Raw genomic sequence first — 12,134 nt, 5'->3', positions numbered from 1 at the left:
AAACCCCCTTGAAAAACAGCCACTACACCACAACCAGAAAATAACCCGTAAAAAATCCGCACCCAAATAGATTCCACCCCGTTTTTCCCCAGCAAATATCCTCGTCTCCGCCGTCTATACTGAAGACAATATGAGCACCTCCTCAATCAGCATCGATGAATTCCAGGCCCTCGAACAAAAAGTCCTTCGCGCCGTAGAAGTCGTCAAGCGCGAACGCGAAGCCCGCGCCACCGCCGAAGCCGAAGTAGCCACCCTCCGCGCTCAGCTAGCTGAGCAGCAAACCCTCTCCACCATGGTCGAATCCGAGCTCACCACCCTCACCAAAGAGCGTGAAGCCGTCCGCCAGCGCGTCGAAAAGATGCTCCAGCAGATGGACGAACTCCTCTAACCCCCAAGGAGACCCGATGAACCAGACTCTCGAAGCTCAGACACGCGAAGCCCAGGCCAGTCAATCACCCACCCCTGAGCCCGCGCAGAGCCAGTCCATCGCCGTCGAAATCTACGACCAGATCTATCACCTCCGCGGCACCGACCCCGTCTACATAGAACGTCTTGCCGCCATGGTCGACGCCAAGATGCGCGCCGTCTCCGCCCACGGCAACACCGTCGACTCGCTCCGCGTAGCCGTCCTCGCCGCCCTCAACATCGCCGATGAGCTCTGCTGCGCCCGCGACCGCAGCGACAACCTAGCCGGCAGCCTCCAGAACTCCCAGCAATCTCTCCGCTCCCGTGCCGGCAACCTATCCCACCTCCTCGACGAACTCCTCGAAGACCGCAAAGTCGGCTGATCAGCGCAACGTCGTATGATCCGGCTCCCTCCGTGTTTTTAACTTGAGCGCAAGACCTTGGCCTGTAATGATCGGTGCGCCACCATCATCGTTCCGGAGCCCTTCGATGCGCAGATGCATGTTTCCTGTCACTATTCTCTTTGTCAGCTTCCTCTCTCTGCCTGTTCTAGGCGAATAACTCTCCGCAGACTACAAATCAAATCCAAAGTTCCAGTCTGCGATCGCCGAAGGCAAACAACTCGCGCAGCACCGGCAGCTCTCCTTCGCGCTTGACGCCTACAAAAAAGCCAACAAAATTGCAGACGGAAAAGACGCCGACACCCTCAACGAAATCTTCTCGCTACAGTTGAAAACTGGCAGCTACAAAGACGCCGTCGCTACCGCCTCTTCCCTCGAAGCCCTCGCGACCACACCAGAGACGAAGTCTCGTGCCGAGGTCAATCGCGGCTACGCCCTCATTCTCCAAGCTGGCGACAAACACAAACCCGACCAGATGCACGCCGCCGACTCCGCCCTGAAAGCCGCCATCGCCGATAACCCGAAGAGTGCCCCCGCGTTTTACCTTGATGGCAAAGTACTCGCCTATCTCGGCAACATGGACGCCGCCCGAGATCAGTTCAAAAGCTGCCTTGCCTGCATCAACCCGAATGATCCCAGCTATCTCCGCGCCCAGCACTTCGCCGAAGACCCAGCTCTCGTCCTCCACAAGATGGCCCCTGCCTTCGAGGTCACCGCGCTCGACGGCTCCAAATTCAACCTCGACGCCATGGGCGGCCGCGTCGTTCTCATCGACTTCTGGGCAACCTGGTGCGGCCCCTGCAACGAAGAGCTTCCGCACGTCAAGAAGATCGCAAAAGAGTTCACCGGTCAGCCGCTGGTCATCATCAGCGTCAGCTGGGACTCCGACGAGACCAAGTGGAAGAACTTCATCAACAAGAATGAGATGACCTGGGTCCAGTATCGCGACGCCGACCACTCTCTCAGCAAAGAATTCGGCGTCGAAGCCATCCCTCACTACTTCACCATCGACTCAGACGGCGTCCTCACCGCCGAAATGCTTGGCTCCGGCTCAGATGTCGAAGGAAAACTCAAAAAACTCATCGCCCGCGCGAAATCGATTCCGCAGCCACAACCCGCAAGCCACTCGGGAAACTAGAGTTAAGCGGTTTCACCGCCCATCGAGTTGCGAATCTCCCCACATCCCGATAGCATCCAAATTAAGAAACCGGCCTGCAAAGCAGGTACGCGACCCACGCTGGTTGAACCAATATTCATTGAACAGGGGCCTGGCTCGTATACATGGTTCGGTGTGCTGTCCTCCAGTCAGGAACGCCTAAAGAACCACGGCAGGGTCCCGCCGTCTTAGACGGGTTCACCAGCGACTCGACGTACGGCCCAGTGGGTCGGTCTTCTTCTCTCACACTCCGCAAATCACCGTGAGTTATTAAAACGAAGGCACGCAACTCTCCTTCCACTGACGCGCTATGCAGGCACCACGCAGCTTTACTCCAGAGGAAACGCTCCTTCCCATAAGTCTGAAGGAACAAATCAGAGGGGTTGTCCGCGCGAAGTGAATCACGCGCTTTGTGAGTTCACAGTCGAAGAACATCTATATTTTCTTTTTCGCTCGTCCAGCACCAAAAAACAGAAGCACCAGCAGCAAAATAAACCACCCAGAACGTGCACCCCTACCTCTTCCACTCCGGCCATCTCCTCCTCCCCACCTTCGGCGTCCTCGCCGCACTTGGCCTCATGGCCGCACTCACACTCAGCCTCCGTACCGCCGCCCTCGTCGGCCTCAACCCCGACCGCCTCTGGAACGCCGGCCTCTTCACCCTCCTCTCTGCCTTCACTCTCTCCCGCATTCTTCTCATCGCCACCAATCTCCACAACTTCCTCGCCTACCCCATCCTTCTACTCATCGTGCCCTTCCTAACCGCCACAGGCATCCAACTCACCCTCGCAGCCACTCTAATCTACCTACGCATCCGCCACCTCCCACTGCTCGACACCCTCGACGCCTGGAGCCCGTGCGCTTCGCTCGTCTGGGCCTTCCTCGCCCTTGGCCACTTCGCCGAAGGCAGCGACGCCGGCCTCCCTACCACCCTCCCTTGGGGCATCCGAATTCCACCCAGCCACATCCGTCTCCACCCCGTCGCCCTCTACGCCGCCATTGCTGCAGCAATCCTCACCCCGCTGCTTCTCCGCCAACTCAAACACCGCCGCCAGCCAGGGGACACCGTCGCCATAGCCCTCGTCGCAGCAGGCACCCTCCAGTTCCTTCTCACCTTCTTCCGCCAACCTTACCCCTACACCACCACCTCCGCCTATATCCTCCTCGACCCCATCCAGTGGATCGCCCTCGGTATGATCGTTGTAGCGGCCGTCATCCTGCTGCTGCCAAGAAAGCTGGTCACCCATGCCGTCTAAGAACATGCTCCCCAAGGGCCAGCGCCGCCGCACCGTAAAACCCGAGTACCGCGCCACCCGCGGTGTGGAAGAGACCGCCCCACCCCCAGTGTCCGTCCTCGAATTCGACGAGGTCGAAGAAGACTCCGACGCAATCCGCACCTTCACCGCCGACCCTGCCGCCGCCAACCTTCGACTCGACCTCTACCTCGCCCAAGCCCTCCCCGACATCTCCCGCGCCCGCGTCCAGCTCCTCATCGAAGCCGGCCAGGTGCGCGTCGACGGCAATCCCGCCAAGCCAAAACAAAAGCTCCACGGCGGCGAATCCATCGAGATCGAAGGCTCCCCCCAGCCCGCGCCCCTCCACGCCGTCCCCGAGGACATTCCCCTCCATATCCTCCACGAAGATAAGTACCTCGCCGTCATCGATAAGGCCGCCGGCATGATGGTCCACGCCGGAGCCGGCTCTACGGACGACGCCCGCAACCGCGGCACCCTCGTCAACGCCCTCCTCTTCCACTTTGCCAAGCTCTCCGACGTTGGCGGCGACCTCCGCCCCGGCATCGTCCATCGCCTAGACAAACTCACCAGCGGCCTCATCCTCGTCGCCAAAGACGACAGCACCCACCGCAAACTTGGCGACATGTTCTTCCGCCGCCAGGTCACCAAAACTTACGTCGCCCTCCTCCACGGCCACCTCAAAAAAGACGACACTACCGTCAGCCTCCCCATCGCCCGCGACCTCATCCGCCGCAGCCGCATGACCACCCGCCGAGCCGATGGCCGCACCGCCGTCTCCCACTTCCACGTACTCGAACGCCTCACCACCCCACACGGCCCCTTCACCCTCGTCGAGGTCCGCATCGAGACCGGCCGCACCCACCAGATTCGCGTCCACGCCCAATCCCTCGGCCACCCCATCGTCGGCGACACCCTCTACGGCGCGCCCCACGCCATCCCCGGCCTGCCGCCCGAGACAAACCTCACCCGCAACTTCCTCCACGCCGCACATCTCTCCTTTACCCACCCCCAGACCGGCAAACCGATGGATCTCGCCGCACCTCTCCCTGTCGAACTAGAGTCGTTTTTGCGTGCAATTCGCACCAATTCGTCCGCAATTGAGTAAAATCATCCGAGTGACCGCGCCCAACCGAATGAACCCTGCCTTAAGCATTAAACTCCCCGCCTTTTTACGATCTGCCCTGCTCTCCCTCCTCCTGGCCGCACCGATCCTGCATGCGCAGACTACCCCGGGGCCGTCATCAACACCAGGGACACCATCCACCCCCGCGCCAGCCACACCAACAGCTGCGACCCAGACGCCGCAGCCGCCCACCTCCACACCTCAGTTGACAGCGACCCCGCCCCCAACAACCCAAACTTCCACGACAACGTCCCCCGCAACTACGCCGACTCAAACCCCAGGTCAGGCCGCCCCACCCCCAGCCAACGCCCCCCTGGACCAGCCCGTCGACACCATCAAGGTCCAGGTCAACGAAGTCAATCTCATCTTCACCGTCACCGACAAGCACGGCAAATTCATCACCGGCCTCAAGCGCGAAAACTTCGGCCTCCTCGACGACGGCCGTCCTCCCACCGCCGTCCTCCGCTTCACCCAGCAGACCAACCTCCCCCTGCGCGTCGGCATCATGCTCGACACCTCCAGCTCCATCCGCCAGCGCTTCCAGTTCGAGCAGGACTCCGCCATCGAGTTCCTCCTCCAGATCCTCCACCTCAACGACCGCGCCTTCGTCGAGGGTTTCGACATCGAAACCGACGTCGCTCAGGACTTCACTAACAACGTCGATCTCCTCAATCAGGGCATTCGCAAACTCCGTCCTGGCGGCGGCACCGCCCTCTTCGACGCCCTCTACAAAACCTGCAAAGACCAGATGCTTCCACTCCAGGAGACTGGAGCCGTCCGTCGCGCCCTCATCCTCGTCTCCGACGGCGACGACAACTACTCCCGCGTTCAGGAGTCCGACGCCATCAAGATGTGTCAGCGCGCCGACACCATCGTCTACACCATCTCCACCAACATCAGCCCCAGCAAAGACAAGGGTGACGACGTCCTCAAAGCCATCTCCGACGCCACCGGCGGCCAGGCCTTCTACCCCACCAAGCTCGAAGACGTAGCCATCGGCTTCCACAACATCGAAGAGGAGCTGCGCAGCCAGTATCACCTGGTCTACCGCCCCGCCGGCCTTCGCATGGACGGCTCCTTCCGCACCATCTACCTCCAGGCTAACGACCCCCGCTACAAAGTCCGCGCCCAAAAAGGCTACTTCTCCCCCCGCCCACCGCAATAACGGAGCGCCAACCGAAGGGGTATACAAGTCACGAAGTGACCGCCGTCCGCGCAGGGCGCTCGTCCGGCAGGACATCTCCTGAGTGAGCCAGCCGCAAAGCCCGAAACTTGCACCCTCACCCCAACAGGCAAATAATAGGTGCACCGGGGAGAACTCCCCGCCAAAATCCGGGTCCTATCCATGAGGGAGACATCCATGAAACTGCGTCCCGTCCTCTTCACCCTTGCCCTCTACACCGCTGTGGCTATCGCGCAACCACCCACTGGCCCGCCGCCGCCCCCGCCGCTCGACCTCCAGGGCGCGCTTATGAACCTCGCCGACCAGCCCGCCACCCACACCTCCTTCAGCTTCGATCGCAGCATGATCCAGATCGCCCAGAATCTCCTTGAGTCCAACGGCCTCGACGCCAACCGCGCTCCCGCCGCTCTCACCGGCATCTCGATCGATAACTATCGCTATCCTCGCCCCGCCTTCTACACCCCCGAAGCAATGGACGCCATCATCGCCTCCTACAACGCCGCCGGCTGGAAGCACCTCGTCAACGCCAACCAGAACTCCGCTAACACCGCCCAGCCCCGCAACACCGTCACCGATCTCTGGCTCCACTTTGCAGGCGCCGACATCACCGGAGTCACCGTCATCAACCGCTCTGCGCGCGATATGAGCGTCATCCAGATCGCCTGCGAGCTTCGCCCCCTCGACCTCGTCCATCTCAGTGGACACTTCGGCATCCCCAAAGTCGACCCCGGCGCCGTCATGGTCCCCGCGCCTCCAGGACGCTAGCCCCGAAACTCAGTCCTGCCGGATGGCATGGGCTTAATTCTTCAGCGGTGGCCACATCTCAACTGCCATGCAGCGCGTTTGCCGGTATTTACAGCTGCAATAAACGTCATGCCTGCGCCTTCGAACGAAGCGTTACCTCACCGATATTTACTCCTTCGGGCTGTTCCAGTATATAAACAACGGCTCTAGCCACAGTCTCGGGTGACATCGCGAACTTTTCTCCCGCCTTTTGCATCTGCGCTTTCATCTCAGGGTTTTTCACATGCTCGCTGAAGGCGGTGTCGGTGAATCCTGGCAAGATAGTGCTGACGCGTATCTGGCCTGCAAGTTCTTGACGGAGGCCATCGGAAAGAGCCAGCACCGCCGCCTTGGTGGCTGAATATACCACCTGATTCGGAACCGTCTTACGGGCAGCCGTCGATGCCGTATGAATGAAGTGCCCGGAGCCCTGCTGACGGAAGACGGGGAGTGCAGCAGCGATCCCGAAGAGCACGCCTTTGATGTTAACGTCCACCATCGTCTCCCAGTCATCGACGGCAAGCTCGTCGAATGGTCCGATGGGCATGGCACCGGCATTACTGAACAGAACATCGAGCTGACCGAAGGTCTCCTGGGCAAGGTGTACGAGTTTCAGAAGGTCCTCACGCCTGCTCACATCCGTAATGCGGTACACGGCCTCGCCTCCGGCAGCGCGGATTTCTTCGGCTACTTGCAAAAGAGCTTCTTCATGCCGTGCGCCCAACATAAGCTTTGCTCCCAGGCGAGCCAACTCAAGAGCGGTAGCTTTTCCGATGCCGCTACTCGCCCCTGTAATTGCAACTACCTGTCCCTTTACCATCGTGCCTCTTCCAGTGAAGATGATTCATGGGTTTGGTTGGATTCAGCAATCAAGCCTAGGCCCTTAGAAGACGTCTTGTGGGAAGAAATCGGGGCCGCCCCGGTCTCTTCCGCTATGAGCGTCTTTCAGAACGAACCATATAACAATCCTGTTATGTTCCCGGCCAAACTTGCATGGCAGCTTGCCCACCTGCATCAACTTTTCTCTCGATGCTCCGGTGCGAGACAGATGATCCATCGCGATCGACCGTATTGAGGGCTTCCTGACTTGGAGATCGAGAGTCAACTGTGGCGATGGCGTCTTGAAGGTGAGTCCTTAGATGATCCGATCCGCAGCGAAATGCCGTAGTGCTGTAAGTACATCGAAGGGCGAATTCAAGGATCGCCTATGCTCGGCTGTCTCTCGCAATCGCTTTGAGATCATTGCGGCGCCATCGTGAATAGTTCGGATGGCTTCGTCATCATCCAGTCTCAGGCGAGGACCTGCAACTGTCAGCCCGGCGCAGGTTTGCCCGGCGTCATCCATGATAGGCACCGCCAGCCCTCGGATTCTCATAAACAGTTCGCCGTTGCTCGTCGAGTGGCCACGCCTCCGGATATCCACCAGGTTCCGCATCAAGTCGTCTTTGGAGTTGATCGTTCTCGGCGATCGCTTTACGAGTTGCTGTGAATCGAGAAGTTCGCGCAGATCAGCATCTGAAAGCCGCGCGAGCAACATTTTTCCGATTGCGGTCGCATGTGCCGGGAAACTGGATCCCATTTCGAAATCGACACCATTCAGTTCGGGAAGTCCTGTTCTTCTCAAAATCGTAATGCGATCCTTGCAAAGAATGGCTATAATCACGGCCTGGCCAGTTTTCTCCGCAATCTCTTTAAGAATTGAATCCACTGCTCCCGGCAATCCTGTATCGCGGAGCACACCGTGCGCCAAGCCGAGAACTTTAATTCCCAGCTCGTAGCGCCGAGTTTCTTCTGACCTTGTCAGGTACCCGGTCCTCTCCAATCGTTGTAGCACATAGGAACAACTGCTCGTGGGAATCGATAGGCGACGAGCTAGTTCTGCATTTGTTGTACCGCCGCCGTTTCCTGAAACCATCTCTAAAATAGCAAGCGCGCGATCTAGAGACGTACCGAGATCTGTCCTTTCTGCTCGATTCCGACGGGTTGAAACTTCTCTTAAAGTCACCTGGGTAACTCCACAAATACCGCGTGTTCAGTCTATTAAGGAAATCCTTGCGAGGATGCCACCACGAGTGCCGGACTGTCAATGATGTTGCAGACTACGTCACGACAGAAAACCCCTCAATCTATTGAGCAGATATTTGACAGCCACACGCTGCGAAATTTCTAGTGATCCCGCACTGGCACCTAGAAAAGGGGAGGAACATGAGGCAAGCACTGGAGATGGGAAAGGTTGTGGAGGAGCGCTACAGGCATGTCCTGCACGCCATACTCCAGCTTGTGCTGGTCTTCCTGGCAGGAATGAATGTGGCCTATTCGCAGGGAGCCAAAGGAGGAATCACCGGTTCCTTGCTCGACCCCAGTGGCGCTTCCGTAGTCGGAGCTACCGTAACCGAAACGAACCTGGATACTGGCACCACTCGCTCCACGATGAGTAAGGCAGACGGCATCTTTCTTTTTACTCTCGTTGAGCCAGGACGCTATCGGGTAGAAGTGGTGGCGAAAGGCTTCAAGAAGCTAGTGCGGCAACCAGTCGTCGTGCTCGTGACGGAGACGGCCAGCTTGGGACAGGTAGCACTTGCCGTAGGGGACGTGACCGAGATCGTGACGGTTAGTAATCAGACGGAGCTGTTGCAAACAGAGTCTGCGACCACAGGAAACGTCTTCGATAGTAACCAGGTTTCGTCGTTGCCCCTATCGACCCGGAACTTCACCCAACTTCTCACCCTACAGGGCGGTGTGGTAACGGATGTGCCGGTCGCCGCAGCTTTCGGCAATGGCACTCAAGGGTTCTCCGTTGCTGGTGGCCGATATTATGACAACAGCATCAATCTCAATGGGACGAATGCAGTCGCCGCTGTGACGGGGGGTGCTTACTTTATTGCGGTTCCATCGCCAGACGTAGTCGAGGAGTTCAAGGTCCAGTCAAGCCTCTACTCGGCCGAATACGGCCAGGCGGGCGGTTCTAATGTGAACCTCGTCACGAAGAGTGGCACAAATAAATTTCATGGTAATGTGTTTGAGTTTTTTCGCAACAACGTGCTGAATGCAAACGAGTACTTCTACAAAGGCTCGCAGATAGAGGCTGGAAACGGAAACAAGACGCCGATTCTGCGTCAGAATCAATTCGGTGGCACGTTTGGCGGCCCTGTTATAAAAAACAAAGCTTTCTTCTTCTTTGGCTATCAAGGGACTCGGCAAATCAATGGGGCTTCGCCGGGGTTTGTCTATACATTGCCATCTTACCCGTTGCTACCCGCAGGGGATCGCAGCAATACAGCAAGCTTGATCTCCTCTTTGGGTGCAATCTATGGCGGACGAGTCGGCTATCCCGCCGGAGTTTGTGCTGCGGGAATCAATTGCGTTCGCACCGACGGCTCGAACATCAATCCGGTCGCTATCAACATTCTGCAAGCGAAATTACCGAATGGCCAGTATCTGTTCCCATCGTTTCCAGCCAGTGCCCTGAGCGACGGCTTGGGTGGTGCAGGCGACGGCCAGGTGTACTCAAACGCTAGTTTCAGCCTTCCCGGCCACTACAACGAGGATCAATACGCGCTTGACCTTGATTACCAGATTTCAAATCGCCAGCTGTTATCAGCCAAAATCTTTACGGCAAACATCAATCAAAATTCATTGCTCGGGAACTTGCCCGGCTTTACCAGCGTCGCAAAAAACCAGAATCGAAACTTTACTTTGTCGCATACGTTCACTGCTTCGCCCACGCTCGTGAATGAGGTACGCGCTGCATTCCTGCGGGTCGCATTGGTCACAAATGCCAAGGACCCCATTAGTGCATCGGACGTAGGGATCAAGCCTTTGCCGGATGGTGGTTCCTACTTTCCCTGGTTCCTCATAGCTCAGGCCGGGATATCGGCAAGCGCCAACTCGGTATACGCCGCGAACTCCGAGAATCAGTACATCATCGCAGACACTGTTTCGAAGGTTATCGGGAGACATAACATCCGCTTTGGCGGGTCATATACTCGTCACCAACTGCCTCAGGATTCGAATACCGGAAAACCTGGCGCCATTTTGATGGAGACCTTCCAGGATTTCCTTCTAGGCCAGAGTGCTGCTCAAAATGGTCTTGCCTCAATAGGCTTTCCTTACAGCAATATCATCGATACAGCGGGGGCCACCGGGAGCTTCGCTAAATCTTACCGCTTCAACGACATGAGTTATTTCGCTCAGGATGATTTTAAGCTTGCTAAAAACTTCACGTTGAATGTCGGCTTGCGGTGGGACTACTTCGCATGGCCGCACGATACTGAAGGTCGGATCGCAGGGTTTGATCCTTCACTCATTGCAGAGGGGGCCTTTGGCATCCCCAACGCCTCTCAGTCCTATACTGGGTACACTTTGGCGCGGGACTATGCTCGACTTCATCCGGGCAAGACCATTCCCAGTGGGGTAGCTCTCGAGAGTAATACGCTCGTGAAAGGAGAGGACCTCAAGAACTTCGGTCCGCGCGTTGGCTTCGCGTGGCAGCCGTTGGCACATTGGTCCGTGCGTGGGGGTTATGGGCTCTTCTATCCCCGCTCATCCACTGCTGCGGCCGACAATGAGGCCGACGGAATTCCCTTCAATGACGTTGAGCAGCTCGTCGGGCAACCTACTCCTACGCTGCAGGATCCCTTCGATGTCTTGAACCTGCCGGCCGATGATCAATTCCCCTTATGGCAACCTCGTCAATATGTCCCTGGCGGAACTCCTGGCTATTACAACCAAGTGCTAGATCCAAACGCGCGAAACCCCTACGTACAGCAGTTCAATTTCTCCATTGAGCGGGAGCTCGGAAAAAACTCTGTCGTTGAAATCGCCTATCTGGGTTCGCATGGACTGAGATTGCTCAACGCGCTGGCGGCAAATCAGCCAGACATCGCTAGCCCTTCGAATCCAATCCGTGGAATTACGACGAATACCTACGCGAATATTCAGGATCGTGTACCAGTTGCGGGCGTTATTGCAGATCGTGGCTTAACCCTGGATAGGTTCAATGGTAGTTCCAAGTACAGCGCGCTTGTGCTCACGTTCAACCAACGTATGAGCCACGGTCTGCAGTTTCTTTCAGCGTTCACGTTCGGAAGATCGGCGGACAACAATTCCCTTAACTCAGGTGCCCCAGGTGCAGGCTCGGGAGGTTTGAGTGGTGGCGCAGGTAACGCGCAGCCGCCTGGAGACAACAACCTTAATAATCACTGGGGTCTATCGGACTGGGACCGGAAAACACGTTCGACAACCAGCCTGGTCTATCAGCTTCCCGATCCTCTCAAGAACCGGCACGGGTTCGTTGAAAAATTTACCGGGGGGTGGGAGACAGCAGGCATTATGACTTTTCAGTCAGGCCAACCCATCACCTTTCTTATGTCGCAGGCAATCTACAGTGCTGTCATTTCGGACGGATACCTGACGCCGGATTTGATCCCCGGCGCGACACTAGCTAATCTTCAAGGCAGTGGATCGAACAAGAACAGATTGACACACTACTTCAAGTCTCCGGGCTTGACGCCAGGAACAGATATGCCTAAGCCAGGAAGTTCCTTTTTATTGCCTGGCCCGTTGGACTACGGCCAATTGGGGCGGGGACTGCCTATTCGGACCCCGGGCCAAAAGGATGTCGATTTCTCGCTGATCAAGGAGACTCCGATACACGAAGCGATTCGCCTGGAGTTTCGTGCGGAGGCCTTCAATCTCTTCAACTGGGCCAATTTTGGTGCGCCAAACGCTACGGTTGATTCTCCGACTTTTGGCTACATCAGTTCAACAACTGTGTCTCCAAGGATCATTCAATTTGGACTGAAGCTGGCTTTCTAAAGGCCAATAG

General features: G+C 57.4%; 10 protein-coding genes and 1 other RNA gene. 9 read left to right on the top strand and 2 right to left on the bottom strand.

The genetic code is table 11. The features are described from left to right. Nucleotides 1–130: 130 nt before the first annotated feature. The 8 genes from RBB75_RS09920 to RBB75_RS09890 all read left to right on the top strand — a co-directional run bounded on the left by RBB75_RS09920 (nucleotide 131) and on the right by RBB75_RS09890 (nucleotide 6,289). Nucleotides 131–388, top strand: coding sequence for a hypothetical protein (locus tag RBB75_RS09920; protein ID WP_179640712.1), 258 nt, complete (start codon nucleotides 131–133; stop codon nucleotides 386–388). Between the two features lie 16 nt (nucleotides 389–404). Then, nucleotides 405–788 carry a cell division protein ZapA gene (locus RBB75_RS09915; protein WP_179640711.1) on the top strand — a complete coding sequence of 128 codons (384 nt, stop codon included), beginning with the start codon at nucleotides 405–407 and terminating at the stop codon, nucleotides 786–788. A gap of 346 nt (nucleotides 789–1,134) precedes the next feature. Further along, nucleotides 1,135–1,944: a TlpA disulfide reductase family protein gene (locus RBB75_RS09910; protein ID WP_353070322.1), complete on the top strand. Its 810-nt coding sequence runs from the start codon at nucleotides 1,135–1,137 to the stop codon at nucleotides 1,942–1,944. A 68-nt stretch (nucleotides 1,945–2,012) separates the two neighbouring features. Further along, a non-coding RNA gene (gene ssrS, locus RBB75_RS21100) (6S RNA) lies at nucleotides 2,013–2,197 on the top strand. 271 nt (nucleotides 2,198–2,468) lie between these two features. Continuing rightward, the gene (locus tag RBB75_RS09905) at nucleotides 2,469–3,218 is read left to right on the top strand and encodes a prolipoprotein diacylglyceryl transferase family protein (RefSeq protein WP_179640709.1); all 750 of its coding nucleotides are present in this window, start codon (nucleotides 2,469–2,471) and stop codon (nucleotides 3,216–3,218) included. Further along, entirely contained in the window at nucleotides 3,208–4,323 is a 1,116-nt protein-coding gene (locus tag RBB75_RS09900) for an RluA family pseudouridine synthase (protein WP_179640708.1), read from the top strand. Before RBB75_RS09905 ends, RBB75_RS09900 begins: the two co-directional genes overlap by 11 nt. A gap of 28 nt (nucleotides 4,324–4,351) precedes the next feature. Beyond that, nucleotides 4,352–5,506, top strand: coding sequence for a VWA domain-containing protein (locus RBB75_RS09895; protein ID WP_257031333.1), 1,155 nt, complete (start codon nucleotides 4,352–4,354; stop codon nucleotides 5,504–5,506). Nucleotides 5,507–5,701: 195 nt separating this feature from the next. Continuing rightward, the gene (locus RBB75_RS09890) at nucleotides 5,702–6,289 is read left to right on the top strand and encodes a hypothetical protein (protein ID WP_179640707.1); all 588 of its coding nucleotides are present in this window, start codon (nucleotides 5,702–5,704) and stop codon (nucleotides 6,287–6,289) included. Nucleotides 6,290–6,395: 106 nt separating this feature from the next. Here the strand turns inward: RBB75_RS09890 and RBB75_RS09885 are convergent, their stop codons facing one another. Together RBB75_RS09885 and RBB75_RS09880 are read right to left on the bottom strand one after the other, a co-directional pair. Beyond that, nucleotides 6,396–7,127, bottom strand: coding sequence for an SDR family oxidoreductase (locus RBB75_RS09885; RefSeq protein WP_179640706.1), 732 nt, complete (start codon nucleotides 7,125–7,127; stop codon nucleotides 6,396–6,398). A gap of 315 nt (nucleotides 7,128–7,442) precedes the next feature. Next, on the bottom strand, nucleotides 7,443–8,312 hold the full coding sequence (locus RBB75_RS09880; protein WP_179640705.1) for an IclR family transcriptional regulator: 870 nt from the start codon (nucleotides 8,310–8,312) through the stop codon (nucleotides 7,443–7,445). A gap of 200 nt (nucleotides 8,313–8,512) precedes the next feature. Between RBB75_RS09880 and RBB75_RS09875 the strand changes: the two genes are divergently transcribed. Beyond that, a complete protein-coding gene (locus RBB75_RS09875) occupies nucleotides 8,513–12,124 on the top strand; it encodes a TonB-dependent receptor (RefSeq protein ID WP_179640704.1) in 3,612 nt (1,203 codons plus the stop codon). Nucleotides 12,125–12,134 lie beyond the last annotated feature (10 nt).

It is taken from the genome of Tunturibacter empetritectus, assembly GCF_040358985.1.
Taxonomy (GTDB): Bacteria; Acidobacteriota; Terriglobia; order Terriglobales; family Acidobacteriaceae; genus Edaphobacter; species Edaphobacter empetritectus.
Note: the sequence above shows the minus strand (reverse complement) of the source record. Positions and strands in the feature narration are given on the sequence as shown.

What these genes read in the sequence shown, in the direction of transcription:
- RBB75_RS09920 (WP_179640712.1), top strand. Translation starts at nt 131, where the DNA reads ATGAGCACCTCCTCAATCAGCATCGATGAATTCCAGGCCCTCGAACAA.
- RBB75_RS09915 (WP_179640711.1), top strand. Translation starts at nt 405, where the DNA reads ATGAACCAGACTCTCGAAGCTCAGACACGCGAAGCCCAGGCCAGTCAA.
- RBB75_RS09900 (WP_179640708.1), top strand. Translation starts at nt 3,208, where the DNA reads ATGCCGTCTAAGAACATGCTCCCCAAGGGCCAGCGCCGCCGCACCGTA.
- RBB75_RS09895 (WP_257031333.1), top strand. Translation starts at nt 4,352, where the DNA reads ATGAACCCTGCCTTAAGCATTAAACTCCCCGCCTTTTTACGATCTGCC.
- RBB75_RS09890 (WP_179640707.1), top strand. Translation starts at nt 5,702, where the DNA reads ATGAAACTGCGTCCCGTCCTCTTCACCCTTGCCCTCTACACCGCTGTG.
- RBB75_RS09885 (WP_179640706.1), bottom strand. Translation starts at nt 7,127, where the DNA reads ATGGTAAAGGGACAGGTAGTTGCAATTACAGGGGCGAGTAGCGGCATC.
- RBB75_RS09875 (WP_179640704.1), top strand. Translation starts at nt 8,513, where the DNA reads ATGAGGCAAGCACTGGAGATGGGAAAGGTTGTGGAGGAGCGCTACAGG.